Here is a 25,848-nt window from a genome sequence, read left to right on the forward strand (position 1 = left end):
AAATGATTGGCAAACTGTTATTTAAAGGGATGATGGCCGGCGTTCTGGCCGGGATGGTGGCATTTGCCTTTGCACACCATTTCGGCGAGCCGCAGGTCGATCGCGCGATTGGCCTGGAAAAAAGCATGTCAGCTCACGCTCACCACCACGGCGCGTCAGCAGACGGCGAAGAAGAAGAGATGTTTAGCCGACAGACCCAGTCCGGGATCGGCCTGATGACCGGCATGGCGCTGTTTGGCGCCGCGCTGGGCGGCGGTCTGGCGCTGGCGTGGGCCTTTAGCTACCAGCGCTTTGGGCCATCGGACCCGCGTGTGCTGGCGTTGTGCCTGGCGCTGGCCGGCTTCCTGGCAATGAGCCTGATGCCAGGTCTGAAATACCCGCCCAATCCGCCCGCAGTCGGCAACCCGGAGACCATCGGCTATCGTACCGGGCTCTATTTCGTCATGATGCTGCTTTCTATCGGCATCGTCATCGCGGCCGCGTGGTTATCACATCAGCTCACGCCGCGCCTCGGCAGAGGGAATGCGATGATGTGGGCAACGCTGTTCGCCGTGGCGCTGATGCTCGTGGTTTGTGCCCTGATGCCGACAGTGAACGAAGTCTCCGACCACTTCCCGGCGGACCTGCTATGGCGTTTCCGCATAAGTTCCTTCGGCACGCATCTGGTGCTCTGGGGCGTCATCGGCGTGGCTTTCGGTGCTTTAGCCGAACGCACGCCGACGACACGCGAACATCGCCCGGCCTTCCGGCGCGGTTAACAACATGAGAGCGTCGCTAACGCTGATTTGTCAGGGAGAAACGGCAGCCTCCAGAGGTTCACACTTTCCCTGTGATGACCCTCTGGAGGCGCGGGAGTGGCAACGGGCGCGCCAGCTACAAAGCAGTGTCGCCCGTTATCACCGCGTCTGGTTCGCCCCGGACGCCGCCGCCAGGCAAACCGCCGCAGCGCTCTCTTTACAGGGTACGCCAGTGACGGAACTGGCGGAGCCCGACTACGGCATCTGGGCCGGTCGGCCAGTGCATGAGGTGATGATGCAAGACGCCGAAGCGTTCCAGGCCTGGCTGGAGGGTGCCGCTCCCCCGGGCGGAGAGTCACGTGCTCAGCTGCTGGCGCGCTGTGGCAGTTGGCTGGCTAAACACGTCGATATTCGAGGTCGCCACTGTGCCATTGCGCCTGCCGCCGCAATCCGCGCCACGATCGTCGACGTTCTCGGCGCCCCGCTTCACTCATTTGCGCGTATCGACATCCACCCGCTGAGCATCACCGAGTTGCGCAGCGACGGACGACGCTGGAATTTGTGTTTATTAAAGGGCCACATAAATAGTGAATAGACCACGTTCAGCCAGCGGACGGACGTCTGTCACATTTTTAACCCTTCCATAAATCATGGTCCGACACTCCCCTCGTGTCATTCATATACGCTTTCATCATGGGGATGATATTGAACCAGTGGTTTCAAGATTACGCGAACCACCATTGAGCTGAAGTACCAGCCAGTAATATGGCTACCTGTGGCTGGAGCAGGCCATTATTTGGTCGATAAGCCAGCGGCCTGCCTGGCCTGGCGGATTATCCACACGATACACTGCTGACATCAACATACTGACCCCACCCTGAGGTTCTTCCTCAATGGCCAGACGTACGAGGCGACCACTATCCAGATCGGTCTGCACGGTGTGGAGAGGCATTCCTCCCCAGCCCAGTCCATTAAGCAGGAATGCGCGCTTGGCAAACAGGTCCGCGAGTTTCCATGTTTTGGGAGACATTACGCCAAAATCGCGCCCTTTTGAATGTTCAGAACGATCGGTCAGTACCAGCTGAACATGCTTTGCGAGTTCACTCTGCGGGATTGGGCCTGGATACGCTGCCAGTGGGTGCTCTGCCGCAGCTACCATTGCAAAAGGAATATTCACCAAAGGTTCAGTGATGATTCCGGGGGGCGTCAATGGCAGAAAACCAACAATACCCACCGTGGCTCGTCTATCCAGAACGGGCTGGAAAGTCGCGCCAAGAGCTTCTACGTACACATGAAGCGGTACTGCCGGGAACTGTTGACGAAACTCTTTAGCGACTCCCGCAAGGGCATCAATAGGAAAAAAGACATCCACAACCACAGCAAGTTCGGGTTCCAGTCCGGCCGCCATGCCTTTTGCCTGGGATTTCATGGCATCCACAATAGAAACGGCTTTTCGCGCGCTGACAAGCAATGCCGAGCCTGCAGGTGTCAGCAATGGATAGCGCCCTGAGCGATCGAATAAGGTGACACCTAATTGCAGTTCCAGTCCACGCACAAGCTCACTGGCTGCTGACTGAGCCCGGCCAAGACGACGGGCAGCGGCCGAGAAGCTCCCTTCATCTACAGCAGCAACAAATGTTCGAAGCTGGTCGAGCGATATTCCGTCAAGCATAAATCCTCACCAATGTATCTGAATTCAAGATGGTATCCATAAGATTATAACGGCTGTTCAGATGCATTCGTAGGTGCAATTATGGTGGCGCACTATTTTTTACGTTGACCACAGTCCACTCACCGGAGATTTAATATGACTACTATTCTGCATATCGACTCGAGCATCCTGGGTAGCAACTCTGTCAGCCGCAGCCTGACTGCTGAAATCGTCGCTAAAGAAGTGAAATTAAACCCTGGAGCCACACTTCTGCGACGCGATCTTGTTGCAGATGAATTACAGCATTTGAGCCCTGCCCATCTGGCTGTGTTTCAGGGAAATACACCGACTTCAGAATCGTTAGCGAACGACATCGCTCTGGGCAGCACCTACATCGATGAGTTGTTCTCAGCGGATATCATTATTATTGGCGTTCCGATGTACAACTTTTCGCTTCCGAGCCAACTCAAGGCATGGCTGGATCGTGTACTTGTCGCGGGGAGGACATTCCACTACACCGCGAATGGTCCGGAAGGTCTGCTTCCAGCAGGTAAAAAAGTGTATATCGCTTCAACTCGCGGTGGCGTTTACAGCGGTACCAGCCCTGTCGCCCATCTTGACCATCAGGAAACGTTGCTTACCGCTGCGCTTAATTTCATCGGACTCTCTGACATCACCATTTTTCGTGCGGAAGGTCTTGCTCTGGGAGATGACGCCAGAGCAACGGCACTTGCCAGGGCGAAGAACGAGGTTGAAACAACGGTTATCTGACCCGTGACCGGGGTTACGTTGAAAAACCGGCACAAGGAGTTAAATGTGGAAATAGGCATAAACAGTTTCGCTTCACTTTTACCTGAAAGGAACAATGGGCGTATACCTAATCCGGCGGAACGTCTTGCGGCATTACTGGAGGAAATCACTCTTGCCGACGAGGCTGGTATAGATGTGTTTGGTGTCGGTGAACATCATCGTACTGATTTCGCCGATTCGTCACCTGCGGTCATTCTTGCGGCCGCCGCCGCACGAACGAAAAAAATCAGACTAACCAGCGCGGTATCGGTTCTCAGTACGGTTGATCCGGTGAGGTTGTTTCAGGACTTCTCCACCCTGGATCTGCTCTCGCAGGGCCGTGCCGAAATCACCGTTGGTCGTGGTTCTTTTGCAGAAGCTTATTCGCTATTTGGTCACTCCAGGGATGACTATGACGCTCTATTTACAGAGAAGCTTGGACTTTTGCAGCAACTTGTCAGGGAAACACACATCACATGGTCAGGCCGTTACCGTCCAGCGCTTACGGGCCAGGGCGTCTATCCCCGGCCAATGCAGAATCCGCTGCCGGTTTGGGTAGGTGTTGGCGGGACACCGCACTCCTTCATCCGGGCCGGAGCTGCGGGTCTGCCGCTGATGGTGGCGCTTATCGGGGGCAGACCCGATCGTTTCCGGCCATTAATCGACCTCTACCGGCAGGCCGGTATTCGTGCCGGCTACCATCGCGAGCAGCTTAGGGTGGGGCTACATGTTACCGGCTTTGTGGCTGACTCCGCGAAAGCAGCAAAAGATACATTACCGGCTGTTGATGAGCGATCGGTCCGATCGTCTCAGGCAGATTGCGGCAGTCGACGGCCATGGCTACCGTATCGGTAAAGCTATCGACTGGTTAAAGACCAATATTGCTTCGCCTCTGCGTGTCGAAGAGCTGGCAAGTCGCGTGCAAATGAGCACGCCCTCCTTCCACCACCATTTCAGACAGCTTGCGGGAATGAGTCCGCTCCGCTATCAGAAATGGCTGCGTCTCAATGAAGCAAGGCGACTGATGCTGAATGAGCATTACGATGTCACCACAGCGGCCTATGCTGTCGGCTATGAAAGCTTATCCCATTTCAGCCGGGAATATACGCGGATGTTTGGGGAATCACCCAAGAGGGATATTACTGTGCTGAGAGAGTCTGCCGGTAAGATTTAATGGTACCGATTTTCATCGTTAATCCCGGGGTGAAAGTGAGTCGTCGTTTTTATCACTCCGTAGCGGCTATCAGAAAGTCGATCAGGGTTTTCACTCTTTTGGTTTTACCGGCGTTTTTCGGGTAATAGAGATAAACTGGCGGATAGGTTTTCCAGTAGCTCTCCATCACGGGTATAAACTGCTCTCGATCGGGCTGTAACCGCCAGATGGGTTCGAACAAGCGCCCTATCCCCAGCCCGTGGCGAATACCGTCTGCCATAACGTCAATATCGTTGCTGATTAACTGTCCGGGCATTTCTAAGGTCAATGGTTCTCCGCGATCGTTAAGGATCAGCGGAAGAATGCGGTTGTTGGTGATGAAACGATAGCCAATCAGCCGGTGATGGCTGAGATCGGCTGGCGCCTCAGGCATTCCATATTCGGCGAGATAGGCTGAAGACGCATATAACCCTTCACGAAACGGTTTCATCAACGGGCGTGCCACCACCCCGCCTTCAAGGATATCCCCAAAACGAATCCCCAGGTCAAAACGCTCCTCGATAATATTCACGGTACCGTCGTAGACCGAAATTTCCAGCTTTATACCCGGATATTGCCGACAGAATGCCGCCATTGCGGGTTTAAGAATGAGCTGGTAGGCAAAACGCGAGAGCGTAATCCTCACCGCGCCGGAGGGCTCCCTATTCTGGTCACGGAGACTTTCCAGCGATTTCTCCAGCGAATCCACCGCGGCGGCGGTTTGCTCCAGAAGTTGTTGCCCGGTTTCCGTTAGCTCAATGCGCCGGGTCGTGCGCACAAAAAGCGGATGGCCAATATGCTCCTCCAGCAGCTTGAGCGCATTGCTGACGGAAGGCGGTGTAATTTCAAGTTTCCTGGCGGCTGCCGAAATATTGCCTTCGCGCGCAATGCTCTGAAAGATACGTATCTGATTATAAAGGGCGTTATTCATAGCATTTTCCTTAGCAAACCTCGGCTGATTATTAAGTACAGGCTAAATATGCTTAAGTCAATGCCCGCCTAATCTTCTGCGAATGAGGCGCTTATACTTTTTTCTCTTTCCGCTGAAAACTGAGTACAGGAGACGATGATGCGAATTTTATGTCTGGATATGCCCAACCCTGGCGCAACGCCGGAAAAATATGCGCCACACCTTACCGCTGAGGCCCTGCACGCCTGGGGGCTGTATAAATCCGGCTTTATCCGCGACATCTATTTCCGTCAGGACAGGCCCGGCGTCGCCATTTTCCTCGAATGTGACACCGTGGAAGAAGCCAGTAACGTGATGGCTGAATTCCCGCTGGCAAAGGCGGGCTTATTAACGTTTGAGTGCATTCCTCTCGGATCCTTTATTAGCTGGGAAAGTCTCTTCTCCGCAGAATTTAAAAATCAAAAATGAAGGAAAGGTGATGACCGACGAACGCCTTAATACAGAGCGGATGGCGTGAGCATGGCGCGGGTGCATGCGCGCCACCAGCCAGCGTAAGGCGGCAGAAAGCATTGCATTCTTATCCACGCCTTTGGCCGCAAGCAGCGCTTCGGCCTTTTTAAGGTGCTGATTATTAGCTTCTGTCTAAAAGTGATTGAGCCTTTACTGCGCTAAAAAATAATCCTGCATCCCTATACTGAGTTAATCTTTATCAACGGACTTAACTGATTGAAATGAAAAATATCCTCATCGTATCCGGGCATCCCGATGTTAACCATTCCGTCGCCAACGCGACCATCCTTGACGAGGTGGCGACCGCCCTGCCCGATGCTGAAATTCGTCGTCTGGACTGGCTTTATCCAGACGGCAAAATCAATATCGGCGCGGAGCAGAAAAGCCTGCTGAAGGCGGATGTTATCGTCTGGCAGTTTCCCTTTTCCTGGTATGGCCTCCCGGGGATGATGAAACAGTGGCTGGATGAGGTTTTTGTTCACGGCTTCGCGCACGGTTCGGCGGCGAAACTGGGGGGTAAAAAGCTGCTCCTCTCCTTCACAACGGGTGCGCCGCAGGCAATGTATACCTCTGACGGCTTCTTTGGTCACACCATTGAGGAGTACCTTATTCCGTTCGAGACCACGGCAAGGCTGTGCCGGCTTGACCTGCTGACGCCGGTTTATACCTGCGGTATCAGCTATGCCGACCGGGATGCCGATAAAATTGCCCAGCAAAAGGCGCTCGCCAGGGAGCACGCTTCCAGGCTGATCGCGCAGCTTAACGCCCTTCCTGAATAAACCCACGAGGGAAATGAAGATGCAGTATACCCGACTCGGCAAAAGTGACTTACTGGTCTCCCGCATCTGCATGGGGTGTATGGGATTTGGCGATCCGTCTACGGGCCAGCATCGCTGGACGCTGAATGAAACGGAAAGCCGGAACATCATTCGCTACGGTCTTGAAAAAGGTATCAATTTTTACGATACCGCCATCGCCTATCAGAACGGCTCGAGCGAGCGGTACATTGGCCGGGCGCTGCGAGATATGGCAAAACGCGATGAGATCGTCCTTGCTACCAAGTTTCTGCCGCGTACGCCAGCGCAAATTGCGCAGGGTATGAGCGGAAAACAGGCGATTACCCGTTCGCTTGACCAGAGCCTGCAGAATCTTGGTATGGACTATATAGACCTCTACATTTACCACCTCTGGGACTATAACACCCCCGCGATCGAGGTCCTTGAAGCACTGCATGCCGCCGTCACCGCCGGCAAGGTACGCGCCATTGGCATTTCAAACTGCTATGCATGGCAGCTGGCGAAGATGAACGCGCTTGCCGAACGCGAAAGGCTCACGCCCTTTGTTTCCGTGCAAAGCCACTACAACCTGATTATGCGCGAAGATGAACGCGAACTCTTGGGGCTGTGCGCTGAAGACGGCATCGCAGTGACGCCCTATAGCGCACTGGCAAGCGGTCGTCTTTCCCGTAAGGAAGGCCACACGCGGCGGGCCGCTGAGGATGACTATGCCCGCGGGAAATATGACCGCACGGCGGAACAGGACAGCGTCATTATCGAGCGGGTCGCTGAGCTTGCCGAACGGCATCAGGTGTCCATGACGGAAATCTCACTATCCTGGCTGCTTAATAAGGTCACCGCCCCGGTCGTAGGCGCGACCCAAAAAAGGCATGTCGACGGCACGGTTAACGCCGTGAATTTTCAATTGAGCGCGGAGGAAATCGGGTATCTGGAAGAGTCCTATCAGCCGCATTTTCTGACAGGGATTATGGCGCAAAACACACCGCAGACCAAAGACGCCAGGCAGGTATGGACACGATAGATGCCGCGAATCTGATACGCTGAAAACCGAATGACAGTTCCAGGGGATTTCCATCAGGCTATCGCGTGGCAAAAGAAACCCGGCATTCAACGCCGGGTTTGTCTGAGGCTTTAAGGCCGTCTGAAAAGGGCAATGCTGCGCCCGGCCAGAACAAAATCAATTGTCTCGGTAATGATGACGCCGTCCGTTTTTTCTTCAGCGGTCGACAGCTCAAGAACCCAGCCGCCTTCGCCAAACTGCGGGATCTGGAACGGAACATCGCCCTCAAAGGGATTGAACAGCATCAGCACGTCATGCCAGATGCCCTCCTCCTGTTCAAGATCGGGTCGGCTGATGGCGAGACCTAACGTCGAACCTTCATCCCATTGTTCAGATTGCTGCAGACCGCCGCCGGCGTTAAACCAGCGTATCTCGAGCCCGTCACGCCAGCTTTCACGGCGTAAAAGCGGTTGCTCCGCACGCAGCGCTATCAGACGCTGGGTGAAATGGCGCAACGCATGGTCCTGATCGGACAGTGCTTCCCAGTTGACCCATGAAATCTCGCTGTCCTGGCAGTAGCCGTTATTATTGCCCTGCTGAGAACGGCCAAACTCATCGCCGGCCAGCAGCATCGGCGTACCGTGGGAGAACAATAACGTGGTCAGGAAATTCCGCTTCTGGCGTTCGCGGACGGCGACGATATCCTGGTTTTCCGTCGGGCCTTCTTCGCCATAATTGCAGGAGCGGTTGTCATTATGCCCGTCGTTATTGTCCTCACCGTTGGCTTCATTATGCTTCTCGTTATACGAAACCAGATCGTTCAACGTAAAGCCGTCATGGGCGGTAATAAAATTGACGCTGGACCACGGACGACGGCCGCGTAAATCGTACAGATCGCCGGAGCCCAGTAAACGGGCGGCAAAGTCGTTGGAAACATTATCCCCCTTCCAGTATTCCCGCACCGTATCACGATATTTATCGTTCCACTCGCCCCAGCCAGGCGGAAAACCGCCGACCTGATAACCCCCGGGACCGATATCCCAGGGCTCACCAATCAGTTTAAGCTTCGATAAAACCGGATCCTGGGTTACCGCATCGAAGAACCCGCCTCGCGGATCGAAGCCCTCGGGTTCGCGTCCGAGAATGGTCCCCAGATCAAAACGAAAGCCGTCGACGTGCATGGCTTGAGCCCAGTAACGTAGCGAATCCATGACCATCTGCAGCACCCGGGGATGCGAGGTATTCACCGTGTTCCCCGTCCCGGTATCATTTATGTAATAGCGATGCTGATCCGGCATCGTCCGGTAGTAGGAAAAATTATCGATGCCTTTAAATGAGAGCGTCGGTCCCAGCTCATTGCCTTCCGCAGTGTGGTTGTAAACCACGTCAAGGATCACTTCGATACCGGCATCATGAAATGCGCGCACCATGTCGCGGAAGCCCGCGATACCTGCGGGTCCGTAGTAACGGGACGCGGGAGCGAAGAAGCCCAGCGTATTGTAACCCCAGAAGTTTTTTAGCCCTCTGTCGAGCAGATGCTGATCGTCCGGAAACCAGTGTACGGGAAGCAGCTCAACGGAAGTGATGCCCAGGCTCTTGATATAATCGACGGAAGCCTGATGCCCAAGCCCCTCAAATGTGCCGCGCAGCTCCGGGGGAAGCGCCGGATTGCGCTGGGTAAAACCCTTCACATGCGTTTCGTAGATAACCGCATGCGGCCAGGGGACGTCTGGGCGATTTTCCCCCTGCCAGTCGAAGGCATCCGGGTCGACAACCTTGCATTTTGGCGTAAATGGCGCGCTATCGCGGGTATCAAAGCTCAGATCTTTCTCCTCATGGCCCATCTCGTAGCCGAAATGCGCATCGTTCCATTCAATATCGCCTTCCAGCTCCCGCGCGTAGGGATCGATAAGCAATTTATGTGGATTAAAGCGATGGCCGTTCTCCGGATCGTACGGCCCATAAACCCGATAACCGTATAAGGCTCCGGGCTGCAGACCGGGTACGTAGCCGTGCCAGATTTCGTGTGTATATTCAGGTAGTTCAAGCCGGGCTATTTCCGTTTTTCCGCAAGGATCGAATAAGCACAGCTCAACCCGCTCAGCGTGCGCTGAAAACAGCGCGAAGTTCACGCCCTTTCCGTCAAAATTAGCCCCCAGCTGCTGGCCGTCCCCGGGCTCTATTGCAAACGTTTCTTTCATTGACACTATTCCTCTCTACTTTTCTTTTCACTAATAAGCGTTACTAACCACCCCGTTGCTGACGCCAGATCGAGCGCCTCTTCGACAAGACGGTTTTCGCCGGTTAACGCATCGCGATAATGTCGTCCTGCCAGATCTTCGGGTATGGCTACCGCAGTGTTGCCCCACAGCCTGGCCGGGGAATCAGCCAACCCGTGCGCCGCGACGTCAAAGGCCAGGCGAGGAACCACCACGATAAGGGCCTCCTCGTCGTTGATGCGCGCGTAGGCGATAAGATTCTCTTCCCTGTCACCGGTGACCTTTAATGGTACCCAGTCACCATAATGGAAGAGCGCGGAATGCCGCTGCCTTAACCTGAGAAACGACGCGGTGACGTACTGCTTCAGCTGTCCGTCTCGCCATGCGTTTTCGCTATTAAACAACTCAGGACCTTCGCTATCGAGGTTATGCGCCAGGACGGCGAAGTCAGGTTCACGTCGGTTATCCGGATCGACAAGGCTGAAGTTCAGCGCCTCGCTCCCCTGATAAATATCCGGTACGCCGGGCGCGGTCAGTTTGATGACCGTCTGGCTGAGGCTGTTCACCAGGCCGGCACGGATAAAAGGCTGCAGGGCGGTGTGAAAATCGTTGAGAAAGAGCGAATTATCCGCAGCGAACAGCTGTTGCGCATAGTTCAGCACAACGCTTTCATAGCTCTCATTGCTGTCGATCCAGTCGGTTCTTTGCTTGGCCTCGCGCAGCGCTTTTTCCATAAAAGCAAGAAAACGCGTCTCGAGTGCTTTCAGCCCTGCGGTATCGTCGGGCAGCAGCGTTGCAGGCCACACGCCGGCGAGCGCCTGATAGATCATCCACGTATCCGCCGCGTTCGGCGCCGTACCGTCGTTCAAAAAACGCACCTGGGTTTGATTCATCTGACGCCAGCGCGCAAGGTTTTCCGCCCACAGCTGCGGTGCTTCCGTCAGGGTGTAAAGCCGGGCGCGCGCATCTTCCCCGCGTTTAGTATCGTGCGTCGACGTTCCCAGCAGCGCGTCGGGCTGGCGGGCAAGACGAATGCGCATCTCCTGGTGAAAACGAGAGAGAGAAAATGCGCGAGGAGTAGGATCGGCCCCGACTTCGTTCAATGCCAGGTCGAGGTTATGGCGAAAGAACAGCGTATCCTCGACCGATTTAGCCATCAACGGCCCCGTCAGCTGCTGAAAGCGGGTTCTGAAGAGTGACGCGGTGTCGAGGCTACTTCCGTGCAGATTGCCGGTCAGGATGGCGATAATGACCTCAAGCGCCCTGGCATCGGGTTTGTCTTCCCTGGCGTTCACCTGGTCAACCACCCGGTTTAACAGCGTAATATCGCCTGCGGTCAGTCCTTCGGCGGTGCCGTAGGTACGATAGACCGGGAAGGCCAGCAGCAGTTCACGCAAGGCATGGCGCAGCGCGTCGCTCTCAACCGCCATGCTATTACGCTCCGCCAGTTCGGTGGCCAGCCGCAATAAGGTGGTAAATTCACCCTCAAAATTGCGATCCACCATCAGTCCTTTCGCCTCGCGCAGCGCGGTATGGCGATCTATCGCTCCGCCGAGCGCTTCATCATGAACCTGCTGCAGCTGATCGAGGTTATTGTCATCCACCAGCACTTCCGCCAGCGAAGCGATAAACTCATATCCTGTGGTGCCGGAGACGGGCCAGTCGGCGGGCAGCTGCTCGCCTTTGGCGAGGATTTTTTCCACCGTAATGTAGCACTCTGGCCCGGTTGCCTGGCGCAGGCGCTGCAAATACCCCAGCGGGTCGGCAAGGCCATCGATATGGTCAATGCGCAGACCATCGACGATGCCAGAATGCACCAGTTCAAGGATAAGGCGGTGGGTGTCGTCAAACACCGCCGGGTCTTCAACCCGGACGCCAATCAGGCCGGTAATTTCAAAAAAACGCCGCCAGGAGAGCTGCCTGGGCGCCTCCCGCCAGGACATCAGCCGCCAGCTTTGCGCCTTGTGCAGCGCCAGAATGGCGTCGCGATCCGAGGATGTTAGTAGTTGCTCACCTGTCGCCAGGGTTTGAGGATTCAGGGGCCAGGCCTGGTCATAGTAGACGAACGCCGGCTTCCCGGTTTCCGGATCGCGTTTTAGCGCGAGCGCCCCGCTCTCCAGCTCTGCCTCAAAGGTATCCCCCAGAAACGGCAGCGTAACGGGACGCGTCCAGTCAATATCGAAATAATGGGCCCAGGCGCTGTTTTTGCCCTGCTCGATGACGTCCCGCCACCAGCGATTCTCCAGCGAGGTCGCCATATGGTTGGGAACAATATCCAGAATCAGGCCAATTTGCGCGTTTCTCAGCGCCTTCACCATCCGGTCAAACCCTTCGCGGCCCCCGATGGCCGGATCGATCTCGTTAGGATCGGTAATATCATAGCCATGGGTTGACCCGCTGGTTGCCGTAAAAATCGGCGAGGCGTAAAGATGGCTGATACCCAGGTCTTTGAGATATGGCGCCAGCGCCGCCGCGCGATCGAAGGTCATGCCGTTACGGAACTGAATACGATAGGTTGCGGAAGGGATCATGATGAGGCTTCTCCATGTGCAAAACGGACAACAATACTGTTTGGCGATAACGCCTCCTGCCGCTCCGGCCAGCTAAAAATGACCTCGCCCGGTATTTCCGGCATCGCGGCCCGCTCCTCGCCGATATTCAGCGCCACGGAGAGCGTGCCGCCGGAGAATTGCCAGCTCACCGCCAGCGCCTGCGCCGCCGCGTGCAGGATCATGCCCTCCACGGCCCCTCCCGCCGCGAGCAGCGGGACAATGTAGCGATGGCGCAGCTGGATAAGGTGGCGCGTAAAGCGCAGCCAGGCTTTCCCCTCCTCGCTTGCCGCCTTCTGCCAGTCGAGCTTAGAACGGATAAAGGTCCGGGGATCGTTCGGGTCAGGGACTGATGCATCGTGTCCCGCGTGCCCGGCAAACTCTTTAGCCCGCCCTTCCCGCACCGCCTTCGCGAGGTCGCCATGAAAATCGGTAAAGAACAGAAAGGGGTTTGTCTCCGCAAACTCTTCGCCCATAAACAGCAAAGGAATGTGGGGCGACAGAAGCAATGCGGCGAGAAGAACGCGCGTTTTTCCGGCGCCGGCAAGAGAAATCAGCCTTTCCCCCTGCGCACGGTTCCCGGTCTGATCGTGATTCTGAATAAAGTCGACAAAAAACTGCGGCGGCTGAGCGGCGCAGGCCACGCCGCGTGGTTTTCCGGTTTGCGCAGAAAGCTCACCCTGGTAGACAAACCCTTCGGCCAGCGCCCTTGCGACATTCTTTGCCGGCTGATGCGCAAAATCCTGATAATAGGCGTGCGTTTCGCCGGTCGCGAAAACGTGGGCGGCGTTATGAAAGTCATCATTCCACTCGGCGGTAAAGAGCGGCGTCTGTCCGTTCTCATCGCGCGGATGGAGGAAAATCACGTTCCGGCTGTCTTCAGTGGTGAGGTGGATGTGGCGGTCGGGAATCGCGGCGCGGATATTTTCGGCTATTTCTATCAGTACATGCCTGGCGGAGCGATCTTCAATCTGATCGATAGCATCAAAGCGCAGCCCATCAAGCTGGTATTCGGTCAGCCAGAACAGCGGCGCCTCGGTAATATACTGCCGCACGGCCTCGGTTTCATAGGCGATAGCGTTACCCCACGGGGTCATCCGGTCCTGATGAAAAAAGCCCGGCGACAGCAGAGAGAGATAGTTGCCTTCCGGGCCAAAATGGTTCAGTACGATATCGAGAACCACCGATAGCCCTAACCCGTGGGCGGCATCAATAAAGGCGTGAAAATCCTCCGGTGCGCCATACGCTGCGTGCGGCGCATAGAGTAATACGCCGTCGTAACCCCAGCCGCGGGAACCGCCAAACTGGGCTACGGGCATGACCTCTATCTGGGTGATCCCCAGCTCCGCCAGATAAGGCAGCTTTTCGATGGCGGCCAGAAAGGTGCCATCCGGCGTAAAGGTGCCCGGATGAAGTTCATATATCACGGTTTCTTCCCACGGACGCCCTTTCCAGCCAGCGTTAACCGGTTGAAAACGCCTGGGGTCGATGACCACCGAAGGGCCGTTAACATCATCGCGTTGCGCGCGCGACGCCGGGTCCGGAATGCGCGTGCCGTCGGCTAAACGGAGCATATATTCATCACCATGCTTTACGCCGGGGACGTCAATCTGGAACCAGCCCTCTCCCGCGGCGTCCATCGGAATATCCCGGCCCGTCAGGCTCAGCGTCATCGTTTTTTGACCTTCGGCCCAGACGCGAAAGCGGACCGTGTCCGCGGCAATGAACTCCGCCCCCCAATGTTTTTTAAATACTCTGGATTCCATTAAATATCCTCAAATGACCTGTGGAAAATGCGGCATGAATATAAGATTAGACCAGGTTTAAACGCGTGCGCTGTTGATGGCGAGGCTGTTATTTTTAAAGACGTTGTCTATGATTAATAAATCGCTTAAAAAACAAGGAATGCTATGCAGATTCGTAAAGGATTAAATTCCGACCTGGCTCGTCTGGAATATTGTGATTTTTCCTTCACCGTCAGCCAGATTGCCACCGGCCCCTTTGTCAATAATGATCTGAAAATTGAAACACTTCCCAGCGCTTATAATAAAACCTATGAACTGGACATCCAGACGCTGGAAAACCACTGCGTTAATCCGGATGCTATATTTTTAATCGCGGAAACCGACGCGGGGCAAGTCGCCGGATTTATCACCGCTTCCTTGATCTGGAACAAATTTATTTCCGTGGATTATATCGCCATCGAGCGCTCACAGCGCAGAACGGGCGCGGCCAACAAGCTCATGGCGGCAGCCCATATATGGGCTCGGAGCATGAGCGCGGCGGGATTAAAGCTGGAAACCCAGAACGTCAACGTTCCCGCCTGCCTTTTCTACCGAAATTATGGCTTTACCCTGGGCGGATACGATCGTTATCTCTACAGCGCGTTACCGGAAAAAGATGAAATTGCGCTGTTCTGGTATTACATGTTGACCTAAAAGCCAGGTAAATAATTCCTGGTTTTACGATGTTAATTATTCCTGGTTTGCGCTTTTTTTATCGCCCAAACGCAGTCATTGACTAATCTTAAATTTCATTTATTAAGGAGGCCGGTATGACAACAGGAAATAACCCAACGCTACACTATCCACTTCCGCCGTTTGTCGAGCAGCCGCAGCAGCCCCCGGGGCTGGCATCCGAAATGAAGCCCCTTCCCGATCACGGTGAGACCAGCTATACCGGTTCCGGAAAGCTGGCGGGGAAAAAAGCGCTGATTACCGGCGGTGATTCGGGGATTGGTCGGGCTGTCGCGATTGCCTACGCGCGGGAAGGCGCGGATGTCGCTATCGGCTACCTGCCGGAGGAGGAGTCCGACGCGGCTGCCGTTATCGCGCTGATCCAGGCCGAGGGAAGAAAAGCCATCGCCATTCCCGGCGATATTCGGATTGAGTCATTTTGCGATACCCTGGTTGAAAAGGCGGTCGCTGAGCTGGGCGGGCTGGATATTCTGGTTAACAACGCCGGCAGGCAGCAGTATTGTGAATCCATTGAGACGTTAACGACCGCCGCGTTTGACGCTACGTTTAAAACCAACGTTTATGCGCCCTTCTGGATAACAAAAGCCGCGCTTCGTCATCTCTCGCAGGGGGCGGCGATCATTAACACCTCTTCCGTGCAGGCGTTTAAACCCAGCGAGATCCTGCTGGATTATGCCCAGACCAAAGCCTGCAACGTGGCGTTTACCAAATCGCTGGCTAAGCAGCTTGGTCCGCGCGGTATCCGCGTTAACGCCGTGGCGCCCGGCCCGTACTGGACTCCGCTGCAGTCAAGCGGCGGCCAGCCGCAAGAGAAAGTTCAGCATTTTGGTGAGGATACGCCGCTCGGCAGACCGGGACAGCCGGTCGAGATTGCGCCCCTTTACGTTCTCCTCGCCTCAGATGCCTGCTCGTACGCTTCCGGTCAGGTCTGGTGCTCAGACGGCGGTACCGGCGTCGCATAAAAGAAGCGCTCGTCGCTGTCGCGCGCTGTTCCAGCTCGCCGCAGCGGCGAACGCTAGCCGCAGAGAAGAAACTGGATGAGGGTAATCAGCAAATAAAAACCGCAGACGATTTGCAAAACTCTCCAGCCCCACCTGAAATAACGCCACTGATAACGCTCCCTGGCATTCGCCTGCGCAATAGCGGGTTCCAGGACCTGCTTTTTCTGCTTCCTTCTAAGCATGCTCCAGCCCCACCCGACAATGGTCAGGATGACGATAACTTTATAAAGGATAATGTTGTCCATGCCGCCGCCATTTCATGATGGGATAAATCTCCCCGCCAGTGTAGCGCACTTCCCGCCTCGTTACCTGCATTCCTTATTTACGTTTAAATGCGTTTACGATGGAACACTCTTGCTTTGTCAGCGTTGCTGACGCAAGCATCACCCTGGAATAATCTTATATATGTCAGAAAGGTGAATTGGGGCTTTTCTATTTATTAAATATGTAGTAACGAGGCGCGGGTAATATTAGCAGTCTTATTATTCAAAAAGTTAAAATTTGCAAAAACAGACGCAACCGCTAAAATAATTATGAGCTAACTCACTAAACAGGGAGATATTATGGGTTTTTGGCGAATTGTGTTGACGATTATTCTACCCCCGCTTGGCGTACTGCTGGGTAAAGGCTTTGGTTGGGCGTTTATCCTCAATATTATTTTAACGATCCTCGGCTATATTCCAGGCCTTATCCACGCTTTTTGGGTCCAGACCAAAAACAGCTAATCAGAGCCATTATCACCGGTCATCAAACGGAATCAGAAAGTTCGCAGGAGCTATTTTATGCTTAAACACTTAACCGCTATCGCTTTTCTGGCTGCATCCACCCACGCCATGGCGCAAGCCGATATGACGCTGGACGGTCTGGCCAAAAAGGAACCGGCAGCCTTTAGCCAGATGGTTAAAGGGCATACCCTGCCCGCCTGGATAAAGTCCGGCGGCACGGGCTCGCCTGCCCGGACGGTGAAGCTTGGCGCCGAGGTCTATCAGGTATTCAGCGTCTGCAAACCCCACGACTGCGCAGCGGAGCGCTTCGCCGTGCTGTGGTCGGAAAAATCCGGACAGATGTCCGGGCTTTATTCCGCCGTTGACGAAAAAACCGCCCAGGAGACACTGACCTGGCTGAATGTTAGCGATGAGCGCTCTATCGATGGCAAGACGGTGCTCTTTGCCGCCCTGAGCGGCAGCCTGGAGAACCATCCGGATGCGTTTAACTACCCGTAGTAAAACGCTGAGGCAATAATTTCGCGCCTTCTGCCGTACAACCCCAAGGTCTGGACGGCAGAATCTCTCCCCCGACGTTCAGCGTAGCCTACAGCGAGATGCCGGCGAACGACATAAACCCCAGCGACATTAAGCCGGCGGTAATAAATACGCTGCCTAAACCGCGTAATCCTTTCGGCATATTGGCATATTTCAGCTTTTCACGAATGCCGGCCAGCGCCACAATCGCCAGCGCCCAGCCAATACCGCACCCGGTGCCATAAGTCAGTGATTCAAGGAAGCTGTATTCACGCTGCACCATAAAAATCGTCGCGCCGAAAATGGCGCAGTGGATAGTTAACAGCGGCAGGAACGGCCCCAGAGCATGGTTTAACGCGTGGAAATATTTGTCGATCACCATTTCGAGGATCTGCACCAGCGCCGCAAGAACGCCGATAAACGTGATGAAATCGAGGAAGCTCAGGTCAACCCCTTCGATCAGGGCGTTCTCTTTCAGCAGGTAATGGTAAATCAGGTTGTTAATCGGCGTCGCAATGGCCAGCAGCGCCGTCACGGTTACCCCGAGGCGAAATGCGACATCGATTTTTTTGGAGATAGCGAGAAAAGTACACATCCCGAGGAAAAAATTGAGCGCCATATTTTCAACGAAAACCGCGCGGATAAAAATATTGAGATGAGATTCAAACAAGACAACCTCCATGTTGTTGAGTTGTTTCTCAATAATGCCAAATTTTCAGCTTGAACGGGTCATTATTACTCGGTTTTGCCGAGTCGATCACCTTTTAATTTCCTGTGTTTTTGCGTGGGCAAGAGCGTCGCCTTTAGGACCTTCCTGACTCGCTAAACGAGCGAGGAAGCATCTGAATAAACGCATCGACCGGCACCGGTTTAGAAAAGTAATAGCCCTGATAGAGGGTAATCCCCATATTTTTGAGCATCGCGAGCTGCTCCTTATCCTCGATGCCCTCAGCAATAATCTGGCAATGAAACTTCCTGGCCAGATTAACCATATTCTTCACCACCAGCGCGGAAGCCGTGTTGGTCACAATGTTGAGGGTAAAGACCTTATCGATTTTGATAATCTCAGGATTAAATTGCTGGATGTAGCTGTAGTTCGCGTAGCCGGTACCAAAATCATCCAGCGAAAACTGGACGCCGATACGCCTGAGTTTGTCCGTCACCGCTGATGTTTGCCGGGTATTTTCGATCGACTCCCGCTCGGTTATCTCCAGAACAAGGCGGACTTGCGCCTCTTTCATCTGCTGGATAAACGTCTGGCACAGGGTCACTATTTCGTCGTCCTGAAAGTTTACCGAACTGGTGTTAAAGCAAATAAACAACCCTCCAGGGATTACGGATTGATGGCGCCGAAGCTGACGGATCACCTCGGCAAAGCAAATCGCCGTCACGTCTTTAATCAAGCCGGTCTGCTCTGCCACGGAAATAAATTTATCCGGCGCAATAAATCCCTGCTTCGGATGTTCCCAGCGCACCAGCACCTCACCGCCGATAACCGCTCCGCTGTCATTGTTGATAATTGGCTGAATATAGGGCTTGAGCTGCTTCAGTTCGATAGCCTTTCTGAGCTGATACTCAATCGTATTCCGGTAGCGGAGGTAGTTCCTGAATAAAAAGGTGAGCAGCAAGGAGGCCAGAATAATGGCGATAAGCGTGTGTTGCTCATAGCGGATAAACGCCCCGACGCCAGAGGCGTAGCCGCGGTCGGCAATAACCGAATAGGTAAACAGCTCAGAGGCCAGGCGCACGGGAACCTTGATATCCGGCGTCGCCGTCACTTCCCCTTTGCGGGTCATTATCCGATCGCCAACCTGAAGATAGAGATGCGCATCGCCATCAAGAACGGTCAAAATGTTGTATAAATAATAGCCGTCAACGCCAACCAGAATCGTATTTCCCCGCTCATCCTGTTCGCTGTAAACCATCAAGGGATGAAACGGCGTGATTTCGCTGCCGCTCAGCAGGCGCAGAGCGCCATGCGTATACTGGCGACGATCGAACTGAAATTTACGCCCGCCAAAAACCGAGGTGCAGTATATTTCGTTATCCTTACCTAAATTCACCGTGCGCACATCGGGAATGGTGGCCACCAGGGTGCGCAGCTCCGTCAGGACATTCTCGCTACAGCTTTTACCATAAAAAGGCTCAGCCAGATCGGCTGCCTGCTCCGCATGGGAGACGGTCACATCGAGGCTGGCTATCGCCTGCTGCAGGCGCGAATGGATATCTTGATCCACCTTTTTTTGCATTTGCCAGTAGCAAAGCCCGGTTCCCAGGCTCAGTAACGCAAGCAGAAACAGGAGTATCCACAGACGATGGCGTGATGATGAGTAGTTCATTGTGCTAATCCAGTTTGACTCGCCGGAAAAGGCCAAAGGTCAATTGTTTGGCCAAATTTTAATAAATCCTGTTTATACTCGCCCTGAACCGATCAAGTTTTAATGCATATCAATGATATATCATGGCAAACCATTGCGCGGCGCAGGAGGCGTTTTCTGCGTCTGAGGTTTGCGTGCTTATGCCGCCGCATCTGTAGCTAAATGATTGACTTAAAGCCGAATAATACGAAAATGACTCTTTTGTGCGATGACCAGAAAAGCTGGCAAATATGATGACGATCCGCTCTCGTAAGTTTATTCTGAACAAGGTGAAAATATCCGCGGTAGCTATAGCTGCCGCGCTGCTGTTAGCCCACTGCGGTAGCAAACCGCCCGTTTCTCTTGTCACGCCCATGCCGCCCGCGGCCCGCCAGCCGACGTTGCCCAAAAGCCAGGAGCCGGTGCGCGGCGTCTGGCTGACGACCGTGTCGCGCCTCGACTGGCCGCCGCTGGAATCCGTCAATGGCGGCATTAGCGCCGAACGGCGCATCGCCCTGCAGCAGCAGGCGCTGGTTGCCAAGCTGGATAATTTAAAAAGCCTCGGCATTAACACCGTCTTCTTCCAGGTGAAACCGGATGGCACCGCGCTCTGGCCATCGAAGATTCTGCCGTGGTCCGATATGCTGACCGGCAAAATCGGTGAGGATCCGGGCTACGATCCGCTCAAATTTATGCTGGATGAAGCCCATAAGCGCGGCATGCGCGTTCATGCCTGGTTTAACCCCTATCGCGTCTCGGTCAATACGCGGCCGAAAACCGTCACCGAACTGAACAGCACGCTGTCGCAGGTTCCCGCCAGCGTATACGTCCTGCACCCTGAGTGGATTCGCACCTCCGGCGATCGCTTCGTGCTCGATCCGGGCATTCCGGAAGTTCGCGACTGGATCACCAGCATCGTGGCCGAGGTTGTGGAGCATTACCCGGTTGACGGCGTCCAGTTCGACGATTACTTCTACACCGAATCACCGGGATCGGCCCTTAACGACAACCGGACGTTCCAGCAGTACGGCCAGGGCTTTGCCGCGAAAGCGGACTGGCGGCGGCACAACACGCAGCTGCTGATTGAGCAGGTTTCCCGCACCATCAAGCAGCTGAATCCCGATGTTGAATTTGGCGTCAGTCCGGCAGGCGTCTGGCGCAACCGCTCCCACGATCCGGCGGGTTCAGATACCCGCGGCGCAGCGGCCTACGATGAGTCGTATGCGGATACCCGCCTCTGGGTCCAGCAGGGATGGCTGGACTACATCGCGCCGCAGATTTACTGGCCTTTCGCCCGCGACGCGGCCCGCTACGATGTGCTGGCAAAGTGGTGGGCTGACGTGGTGAAACCCACCCATACCCGCCTCTATATCGGCGTGGCGCTGTACAAAGTTGGCGAGCCATCGAAGAACGAACCTGACTGGATGATTAGCGGCGGCGTGCCGGAACTGAAAAAGCAGCTTGATTTGAATGAATCCATGCCGCAAATTCAGGGCACGATTTTATTCAGAGAGAATTACCTCAATCAGCCGCAAACCCAGCAGGCCGTTAACTACCTGAAAAGCCGCTGGGGAAGCTGATGCACTCACCTGACAGGCCAGGCGCCTGGTATCAACCCCACCGGAGGATGTATGTTGAAAAAATCGATCGTCGCCTTTTCCTTGTTCTGCGCTCTGACGCCCGCCGTTTTTGCGGGCAACAGTGAAAATGAACAGCTGAATAAAAAGAATGTTATTGATTTTTATAATAAAGCGTTAAATGACAAAGACTTTGCCGCCGCCAGACCCTATCTGGGAGACCGCTACGTACAGCATAACCCGATGGCGAAAGACGGCGTTGCAGGCTTTGAGCAATTTATCGCCTTCCTGAAGAACAAATATCCCGACTCGCACAGCGAAATTAAGCAGGCGTTTGTCGACGGCGATCATGTGATCCTGCACGTTGAGGTCACCGGCCGCGAGCCGGGCGTGACGCGGGCGATTATCGATATCTTCCGCGTCGACGAGCAGCATAAAATCGTTGAACACTGGGACGTGACCCAGAACGTTCCGCAAAAAACCGCCAGCGGCAACGGCATGTTTTAAATCCTGAGCAGGCGTATCCTGCTCATCCCCCCTCGCTTTCCCCGTTTACTCTTCGTACAGATGAATGCTTGTTTAAACAGTTTATTTACTTTACTGTAAAGTAAATAAACTGGCGGAGTGAATCTGATGATTAACAAAGAAAAATGGGGAAAGCTTTTTTATTTCATTGCATTAGCCATTTTCCCCTGCGCGATGAACGCCGCTTTACCCAGCCTGCCCGCGCAGGGCGCCCCGCTCTATGACGCCTGCTCGCACCTACAAGAACCGTCCGAGGCCTGGCGCTGTCGCGCCCTGCTCATTAGCCAGCGCGTGGAACAGCGGCAACGCTATCTGCACTTTTTACTGCAGCAGAATATTTTCAGCATTCAAACCTACGACTATCTGTGGAGTGAGTACCAGCGTACGACGTCATGTTCTGAGATCGGCGCCTTCTTGATGAGCAAAGTCCACGATGAGGCATTCCATGGGCTGCCCTTTACCCCGCTTCCGCCCGACGATGCGATAAACGCGCCGCCCGCCGTGTTTGCTCTGCAAGCATCCCTTAACTGACCGAAGGTGCACCACGATGCTGGCTCGCTTTTTTGTGTTTCGCCCGGTTTTCGCCGTCGTCATCGCCATCTGTATTATGGCGGCCGGCGCCCTTGCCCTGCTGACCCTGCCGGTTGAACAGTATCCGGATATCGCCCCGCCCGGCGTCAACGTCACGGCAAACTACCCCGGCGCCTCGGCTGAAACCGTGGAAGACAGCGTGACGCAGGTGCTGGAGCAGCAGATTAAAGGCATCGACGGCCTGCTTTATTTTTCCTCCAGCAGCAGTTCAGCGGGCCAGGCGCGCATTAGCCTCAGTTTTGATCAGCGCATTAACCCTGACATGGCGCAGGTACAGGTGCAAAACGCCGTCAATCAGGCTATCACGCGCTTACCGCAGGAGGTGCAGCAGCAAGGGATCGCGGTGACCAAATCACAGGGAGACAGCCTGATGGTGGTGGCCCTGTATGACCAAAGCCGGTCGTTAACCAGCCTCGATATTAGCGACTTTCTCGTCAGTTCCCTGCAGGAGCCGCTGAGCCGGGTTGAAGGCGTCGGAGAAACCACCGTTTTCGGCGCCCAGTATGCAATGCGCATCTGGCTCAATCCGCTGCAGCTGACCAGCTACGGTCTGATGCCCTCCAACGTGCAGGCCGCCATCGAGGCGCAGAATTCGCAGGTCACCAGCGGTGAAATCGGTTCGCTGCCCACGCTGGAGGGGCAGTATCTGAACGCAACGGTCACCACCCAGTCCCGCCTTGAGCGTCCGGAACAGTTCGAAAATATTATCCTGCGTACCCACAGCGACGGCTCGGTGGTCTATCTGCGCGATGTCGCCCGGGTGGAGATCGGCGCGGAAAACTATCAAAACCAAACCACGCTCAACGGTTTCCCCTCCGCCGGGATCTCAATTCAGCTGGCATCGGGGGCTAACGCGCTGGCGACGGCGGAGAAGATCCGGGCGGAGGTCGAACGCCTGACGCCGCGCTTTCCGCAAGGCGTTGTCGCCGCTTACCCGCGCGACAGCACGCCGTTCGTGACGGTCTCTATTGAAAGCGTGGTGCGTACGCTGATTGAGGCGATTCTTTTTGTGGTGGCCGTCATGTACCTCTTTCTTCAGAGCTGGCGGGCTACGCTGATCCCGACGCTCACGGTGCCGGTGGTTCTGCTCGGCACCTTCGGCATCCTCAGCCTGCTGGGCTACAGCATTAATACCCTCACCCTGTTTGCGATGGTTCTGGCAATCGGTTTACTGGTTGATGACGCCATCGTGGTGGTGGAGAACGTTGAACGCCTGATGGCGGAGGAGGATCTTACCCCGCCTGAAGCCACCCTGCGCTCGATGAATGAGATCACCGGCGCGCTGATTGGCATCGCGCTGGTTCTCTCTGCGGTATTTATCCCGATGGCGTTTTTCGGCGGCTCGGTGGGGATTATCTACCGCCAGTTCAGCGTCACCATCGTCTCGGCAATGGCGCTCTCTGCGCTGGTGGCGTTAACCCTGACGCCGACGCTGTGCGCCCATCTGCTTAAATCCGGGCACCTTAAAAAAGGGCGATTCTTCACCTGTTTCAACCGCGGCGTCGCCGCCAGCCAGAACCGTTACCTCGCCATACTCCGGCGGATAATCGTTCGCCCGCTCCGCTTTGTGCTGCTGGCCCTGACGCTGACGCTTTTAATGCTCTGGCAGTATCAGAAGCTGGCCAGCGGCTTTCTGCCCGAAGAGGATCAGGGCGCGGTGATGGTTCAGTTTACGCTCCCATCCGGTTCGCCGATGGCGATGACCGAGGCGGTCGGCGCGGACATTACCCGCTATTTCATGGCCGAGGAGGAGGATAACCTCAACGTCATCTTTATGGTCACCGGCAGAAACAACGCCGGCAGCGGGCAGAACGTCGGGATGGCCTTCGCCGAACTAAAGCACTGGGACGCGCGCCCCGGGGAACAGAACAGCGCGCAGGCGATTATCGCGCGGGCGAACCGGTACTTTTTAAAAAACGCCCGGCTGGCCACCATCAGCGTCATGTCGCCGCCTACCGTACGCGGACTCGGGCAGTCGAGCGGCTTTGAACTCTGGCTGCAGGACAGCGCGGAAAACGGCCGCCAGGCGCTCATCGAGGCGCAAACCACCCTCCTCACTGCCGCCAGGCAAACGCCGACGCTGGACGCCGTGCGAATTAACAGCCTGGAGGAGAAAGCGCAGCTGCAGGTGGATATCGACAGACAAAAAGCCCAGGCCCAGGGGCTGGATCAGGCCGCCATCAATAGCACCCTCTCTGCGGCCTGGGGCGGCGTGTACATCAACGATTTTATCGACCGCGGGCGCGTTAAGCGCGTGTATATGCAGGGGGATGCGGCCTGGCGTTCGACGCCGGATAATTTATCCGCCTGGTTTGTCCGCGGCGACAGCAACAACATGGCCTCCTTCGACAGCTTCTCATCATTCCGCTGGACCACCGGGCCGCAAATGCTCCAGCGGTTTAACGGACTGTCGGCCGTGCAGTTTCAGGGAAACGCGGCGCCGGGCGTCAGTTCCGGTGCGGCGATGGCGACGATGTCCGAACTGGTGGGCGAGCTGAGCGGGTTTGAAAGGCAATGGAGCGGTTTATCCTGGCAGGAGCAGACCTCCTCAGTGCAGACGTTATGGGTATACCTGGCGTCGCTGGCCTTTATGTTTTTGTGTCTCACCGCCTTATATGAAAGCTGGTCGATTCCTGTCGCCGTACTGCTGATCGTCCCGTTAGGCATTCTGGGGGCCGTGAGCGCTTCGTTGCTCGCCGGATACGAAAACGATATCTACTTTCAGGTCGGTATGCTGACGACCATGGGGCTTTCCGCCAAAAACGCGATTCTGATCGTTGAGTTCGCCCTGGCGCGGTTTCAGCAAGGTAAAACGCTGGCCGACGCGGCGCTGGAGGGCGCTCGCCTGCGCTTGCGCCCCATCGTGATGACCTCACTTGCATTTGTTGTCGGCGTTATCCCTCTGGTACTCTCTACCGGCGCCGGCGCTTCCAGCCAGCGTGAGATTGGCGCCGCGGTGATCGGCGGTATGCTCACCGGGACGCTGCTGACCTTGCTCTTCGTTCCACTCTTTTTCCTGCTGGTACAGCAAGGAATGATGCGCCTTAAAGGGCGCAAACGGTAAGGACTCAATTGATGGGAAATCAACGCGGGCGGCCAATGAAAGCCCGCCCACGCATTTTACAAACCGCCCGTGAGCTGTTTCTCAGCCACGGGCTTGATGTGTCGCTGGATACCATTGCCGCCGAAGCGGGTACCACGCGCCCGACCCTGTACAGCCATTTTCCCGGCGGCAAAGACGCGCTGCTGCTGGAGACGTTCGCGTTTCTCAATGACACCATGCAGCCGCCCCTGCGCCAGCTTTTGCAGGATCGTCAGCAGGATCTTCCCGCGCTGCTGCGCGGGTTTGCGAAAGTGGTGCAACAACACTTTTATGCGCCGGAGAATATTCACTTTCAGCGCCTACTGATCCAGGTGCTGGTGCAAAAGCCCGAGCTTTACGTCACGCTCGAACAGCGCCCCTCAGGCCGCGTACTGCAGGCGCTGAGCGATATCCTGGCGCAGAAACAAGACGAAGGTCTGCTGACCCTCAGCGACCCGGAGATAGAGGCGACGGCGTTTCTCGGCGCGATTATGGGCTATCCGCTGCCGGGGGCCTTAATTGCGCAAAAAGCGGTGGCGCCAGAGAGGCTGGAGCAGCTCGCCGAATGCGCGATTAGCGCCTTCCTCACGGCCTGGGGCTACAGGCAATAATTCAATCAGCGGTTTAAACGCACCTCTCCGGC

The 25,848-nt window shown here is 55.4% G+C and carries 24 protein-coding genes and 1 pseudogene; 17 read left to right on the forward strand and 8 right to left on the reverse strand.

Translation table 11 applies throughout. The features are described 5' to 3' along the window. Positions 1–2 precede the first annotated feature (2 nt). Complete coding sequence (locus tag JLG71_RS13995) at positions 3–758, forward strand: CbtA family protein (RefSeq protein ID WP_046877571.1); 756 nt, start codon at positions 3–5, stop codon at positions 756–758. A gap of 4 nt (positions 759–762) precedes the next feature. Beyond that, positions 763–1,332 carry a histidine phosphatase family protein gene (locus JLG71_RS14000; protein ID WP_025108352.1) on the forward strand — a complete coding sequence of 190 codons (570 nt, stop codon included), beginning with the start codon at positions 763–765 and terminating at the stop codon, positions 1,330–1,332. 174 nt (positions 1,333–1,506) lie between these two features. Here JLG71_RS14000 and JLG71_RS14005 read toward each other — a convergent pair whose 3' ends face one another. After that, positions 1,507–2,409 (reverse strand): LysR family transcriptional regulator, encoded by a 903-nt coding sequence (locus tag JLG71_RS14005; protein WP_025108353.1) that lies wholly within the window; start codon positions 2,407–2,409, stop codon positions 1,507–1,509. Between the two features lie 135 nt (positions 2,410–2,544). Here JLG71_RS14005 and JLG71_RS14010 point away from each other — a divergent pair, with 135 nt between their 5' ends. From JLG71_RS14010 to JLG71_RS14020, 3 genes and pseudogenes are all read left to right on the forward strand, one after another. Beyond that, positions 2,545–3,159, forward strand: a complete 615-nt coding sequence (locus tag JLG71_RS14010; RefSeq protein WP_025108354.1) for an FMN-dependent NADH-azoreductase — start codon at positions 2,545–2,547, stop codon at positions 3,157–3,159. Between the two features lie 45 nt (positions 3,160–3,204). Further along, the gene (locus JLG71_RS14015; RefSeq protein ID WP_200913515.1) at positions 3,205–4,032 is read left to right on the forward strand and encodes an LLM class flavin-dependent oxidoreductase; all 828 of its coding nucleotides are present in this window, start codon (positions 3,205–3,207) and stop codon (positions 4,030–4,032) included. Beyond that, positions 3,938–4,351 (forward strand): annotated as a pseudogene (locus JLG71_RS14020) (helix-turn-helix domain-containing protein); the annotation flags it as partial. The gene JLG71_RS14015 and the pseudogene JLG71_RS14020, both read left to right, overlap by 95 nt. Before the next feature lie 52 nt (positions 4,352–4,403). Here JLG71_RS14020 and JLG71_RS14025 read toward each other — a convergent pair. Then, positions 4,404–5,300 carry a LysR family transcriptional regulator gene (locus tag JLG71_RS14025; protein WP_025108360.1) on the reverse strand — a complete coding sequence of 299 codons (897 nt, stop codon included), beginning with the start codon at positions 5,298–5,300 and terminating at the stop codon, positions 4,404–4,406. 138 nt (positions 5,301–5,438) lie between these two features. Here JLG71_RS14025 and JLG71_RS14030 point away from each other — a divergent pair, with 138 nt between their 5' ends. From JLG71_RS14030 to JLG71_RS14040, 3 genes are all read left to right on the forward strand, one after another. Further along, positions 5,439–5,747 carry a hypothetical protein gene (locus tag JLG71_RS14030; protein ID WP_025108361.1) on the forward strand — a complete coding sequence of 103 codons (309 nt, stop codon included), beginning with the start codon at positions 5,439–5,441 and terminating at the stop codon, positions 5,745–5,747. Positions 5,748–6,010: 263 nt separating this feature from the next. Next, on the forward strand, positions 6,011–6,568 hold the full coding sequence (locus JLG71_RS14035) for an NAD(P)H-dependent oxidoreductase (protein WP_200913516.1): 558 nt from the start codon (positions 6,011–6,013) through the stop codon (positions 6,566–6,568). Between the two features lie 19 nt (positions 6,569–6,587). Beyond that, on the forward strand, positions 6,588–7,607 hold the full coding sequence (locus JLG71_RS14040; RefSeq protein ID WP_200913517.1) for an aldo/keto reductase: 1,020 nt from the start codon (positions 6,588–6,590) through the stop codon (positions 7,605–7,607). Positions 7,608–7,717: 110 nt separating this feature from the next. Here the strand turns inward: JLG71_RS14040 and glgX are convergent, their stop codons facing one another. Genes glgX through treZ form a run of 3 tightly spaced genes read right to left on the reverse strand, consistent with a single transcriptional unit; the run spans position 7,718 to position 14,120 of the window. Then, positions 7,718–9,787 carry a glycogen debranching protein GlgX gene (glgX, locus tag JLG71_RS14045; protein WP_134898060.1) on the reverse strand — a complete coding sequence of 690 codons (2,070 nt, stop codon included), beginning with the start codon at positions 9,785–9,787 and terminating at the stop codon, positions 7,718–7,720. 5 nt (positions 9,788–9,792) lie between these two features. Continuing rightward, complete coding sequence (gene treY / locus JLG71_RS14050; protein WP_200913518.1) at positions 9,793–12,336, reverse strand: malto-oligosyltrehalose synthase; 2,544 nt, start codon at positions 12,334–12,336, stop codon at positions 9,793–9,795. After that, entirely contained in the window at positions 12,333–14,120 is a 1,788-nt protein-coding gene (treZ, locus tag JLG71_RS14055; protein ID WP_064404929.1) for a malto-oligosyltrehalose trehalohydrolase, read from the reverse strand. Before treZ ends, treY begins: the two co-directional genes overlap by 4 nt. A gap of 144 nt (positions 14,121–14,264) precedes the next feature. On the opposite strand from treZ, the gene JLG71_RS14060 reads away from it, so the two are divergent. Together JLG71_RS14060 and JLG71_RS14065 are read left to right on the forward strand one after the other, a co-directional pair. Then, a complete protein-coding gene (locus JLG71_RS14060) occupies positions 14,265–14,792 on the forward strand; it encodes a GNAT family N-acetyltransferase (protein ID WP_025108366.1) in 528 nt (175 codons plus the stop codon). A gap of 116 nt (positions 14,793–14,908) precedes the next feature. Then, positions 14,909–15,793: an SDR family oxidoreductase gene (locus JLG71_RS14065; RefSeq protein ID WP_064404926.1), complete on the forward strand. Its 885-nt coding sequence runs from the start codon at positions 14,909–14,911 to the stop codon at positions 15,791–15,793. A gap of 53 nt (positions 15,794–15,846) precedes the next feature. Here JLG71_RS14065 and JLG71_RS14070 read toward each other — a convergent pair whose 3' ends face one another. Further along, complete coding sequence (locus JLG71_RS14070; RefSeq protein WP_004850864.1) at positions 15,847–16,077, reverse strand: hypothetical protein; 231 nt, start codon at positions 16,075–16,077, stop codon at positions 15,847–15,849. A 318-nt stretch (positions 16,078–16,395) separates the two neighbouring features. On the opposite strand from JLG71_RS14070, the gene JLG71_RS14075 reads away from it, so the two are divergent. Continuing rightward, complete coding sequence (locus JLG71_RS14075; protein WP_004102047.1) at positions 16,396–16,557, forward strand: YqaE/Pmp3 family membrane protein; 162 nt, start codon at positions 16,396–16,398, stop codon at positions 16,555–16,557. A gap of 57 nt (positions 16,558–16,614) precedes the next feature. Beyond that, positions 16,615–17,055 carry an Ivy family C-type lysozyme inhibitor gene (gene ivy, locus JLG71_RS14080; protein WP_049079850.1) on the forward strand — a complete coding sequence of 147 codons (441 nt, stop codon included), beginning with the start codon at positions 16,615–16,617 and terminating at the stop codon, positions 17,053–17,055. 88 nt (positions 17,056–17,143) lie between these two features. Here the strand turns inward: ivy and nqrE are convergent, their stop codons facing one another. Together nqrE and JLG71_RS14090 are read right to left on the reverse strand one after the other, a co-directional pair. Then, entirely contained in the window at positions 17,144–17,755 is a 612-nt protein-coding gene (nqrE, locus tag JLG71_RS14085; protein WP_009652200.1) for an NADH:ubiquinone reductase (Na(+)-transporting) subunit E, read from the reverse strand. 121 nt (positions 17,756–17,876) lie between these two features. After that, positions 17,877–19,412, reverse strand: coding sequence for an EAL domain-containing protein (locus JLG71_RS14090; protein ID WP_200913519.1), 1,536 nt, complete (start codon positions 19,410–19,412; stop codon positions 17,877–17,879). Between the two features lie 269 nt (positions 19,413–19,681). Between JLG71_RS14090 and JLG71_RS14095 the strand changes: the two genes are divergently transcribed. The 5 genes from JLG71_RS14095 (at position 19,682) to JLG71_RS14115 (ending at position 25,816) form a co-directional block, all read left to right on the forward strand. After that, entirely contained in the window at positions 19,682–21,010 is a 1,329-nt protein-coding gene (locus JLG71_RS14095; RefSeq protein ID WP_025108371.1) for a glycoside hydrolase family 10 protein, read from the forward strand. A 51-nt stretch (positions 21,011–21,061) separates the two neighbouring features. Continuing rightward, a complete protein-coding gene (locus JLG71_RS14100) occupies positions 21,062–21,514 on the forward strand; it encodes a nuclear transport factor 2 family protein (protein WP_025108372.1) in 453 nt (150 codons plus the stop codon). 126 nt (positions 21,515–21,640) lie between these two features. Then, positions 21,641–22,063: a hypothetical protein gene (locus JLG71_RS14105; RefSeq protein ID WP_200913520.1), complete on the forward strand. Its 423-nt coding sequence runs from the start codon at positions 21,641–21,643 to the stop codon at positions 22,061–22,063. A 16-nt stretch (positions 22,064–22,079) separates the two neighbouring features. Next, the gene (locus JLG71_RS14110) at positions 22,080–25,187 is read left to right on the forward strand and encodes a multidrug efflux RND transporter permease subunit (RefSeq protein WP_200913521.1); all 3,108 of its coding nucleotides are present in this window, start codon (positions 22,080–22,082) and stop codon (positions 25,185–25,187) included. Positions 25,188–25,198: 11 nt separating this feature from the next. Continuing rightward, the gene (locus JLG71_RS14115) at positions 25,199–25,816 is read left to right on the forward strand and encodes a TetR/AcrR family transcriptional regulator (RefSeq protein ID WP_032749122.1); all 618 of its coding nucleotides are present in this window, start codon (positions 25,199–25,201) and stop codon (positions 25,814–25,816) included. The last annotated feature ends 32 nt before the right edge of the window (positions 25,817–25,848 follow it).

The organism is Klebsiella michiganensis (genome assembly GCF_015139575.1).
Taxonomy (GTDB): domain Bacteria; phylum Pseudomonadota; class Gammaproteobacteria; order Enterobacterales; family Enterobacteriaceae; genus Klebsiella; species Klebsiella michiganensis.

Bases quoted from the DNA above. Each gene is read 5' to 3' on its own strand.
- JLG71_RS13995 (WP_046877571.1), top strand. From the start codon at position 3: ATGATTGGCAAACTGTTATTTAAAGGGATGATGGCCGGCGTTCTGGCC.
- JLG71_RS14000 (WP_025108352.1), top strand. From the start codon at position 763: ATGAGAGCGTCGCTAACGCTGATTTGTCAGGGAGAAACGGCAGCCTCC.
- JLG71_RS14005 (WP_025108353.1), bottom strand. From the start codon at position 2,409: ATGCTTGACGGAATATCGCTCGACCAGCTTCGAACATTTGTTGCTGCT.
- JLG71_RS14010 (WP_025108354.1), top strand. From the start codon at position 2,545: ATGACTACTATTCTGCATATCGACTCGAGCATCCTGGGTAGCAACTCT.
- JLG71_RS14025 (WP_025108360.1), bottom strand. From the start codon at position 5,300: ATGAATAACGCCCTTTATAATCAGATACGTATCTTTCAGAGCATTGCG.
- JLG71_RS14030 (WP_025108361.1), top strand. From the start codon at position 5,439: ATGCGAATTTTATGTCTGGATATGCCCAACCCTGGCGCAACGCCGGAA.
- JLG71_RS14035 (WP_200913516.1), top strand. From the start codon at position 6,011: ATGAAAAATATCCTCATCGTATCCGGGCATCCCGATGTTAACCATTCC.
- JLG71_RS14040 (WP_200913517.1), top strand. From the start codon at position 6,588: ATGCAGTATACCCGACTCGGCAAAAGTGACTTACTGGTCTCCCGCATC.
- glgX (WP_134898060.1), bottom strand. From the start codon at position 9,787: ATGAAAGAAACGTTTGCAATAGAGCCCGGGGACGGCCAGCAGCTGGGG.
- treY (WP_200913518.1), bottom strand. From the start codon at position 12,336: ATGATCCCTTCCGCAACCTATCGTATTCAGTTCCGTAACGGCATGACC.
- treZ (WP_064404929.1), bottom strand. From the start codon at position 14,120: ATGGAATCCAGAGTATTTAAAAAACATTGGGGGGCGGAGTTCATTGCC.
- JLG71_RS14060 (WP_025108366.1), top strand. From the start codon at position 14,265: ATGCAGATTCGTAAAGGATTAAATTCCGACCTGGCTCGTCTGGAATAT.
- JLG71_RS14065 (WP_064404926.1), top strand. From the start codon at position 14,909: ATGACAACAGGAAATAACCCAACGCTACACTATCCACTTCCGCCGTTT.
- JLG71_RS14070 (WP_004850864.1), bottom strand. From the start codon at position 16,077: ATGGACAACATTATCCTTTATAAAGTTATCGTCATCCTGACCATTGTC.
- JLG71_RS14075 (WP_004102047.1), top strand. From the start codon at position 16,396: ATGGGTTTTTGGCGAATTGTGTTGACGATTATTCTACCCCCGCTTGGC.
- ivy (WP_049079850.1), top strand. From the start codon at position 16,615: ATGCTTAAACACTTAACCGCTATCGCTTTTCTGGCTGCATCCACCCAC.
- nqrE (WP_009652200.1), bottom strand. From the start codon at position 17,755: ATGGAGGTTGTCTTGTTTGAATCTCATCTCAATATTTTTATCCGCGCG.
- JLG71_RS14090 (WP_200913519.1), bottom strand. From the start codon at position 19,412: ATGAACTACTCATCATCACGCCATCGTCTGTGGATACTCCTGTTTCTG.
- JLG71_RS14095 (WP_025108371.1), top strand. From the start codon at position 19,682: ATGATGACGATCCGCTCTCGTAAGTTTATTCTGAACAAGGTGAAAATA.
- JLG71_RS14100 (WP_025108372.1), top strand. From the start codon at position 21,062: ATGTTGAAAAAATCGATCGTCGCCTTTTCCTTGTTCTGCGCTCTGACG.
- JLG71_RS14105 (WP_200913520.1), top strand. From the start codon at position 21,641: ATGATTAACAAAGAAAAATGGGGAAAGCTTTTTTATTTCATTGCATTA.
- JLG71_RS14110 (WP_200913521.1), top strand. From the start codon at position 22,080: ATGCTGGCTCGCTTTTTTGTGTTTCGCCCGGTTTTCGCCGTCGTCATC.
- JLG71_RS14115 (WP_032749122.1), top strand. From the start codon at position 25,199: ATGGGAAATCAACGCGGGCGGCCAATGAAAGCCCGCCCACGCATTTTA.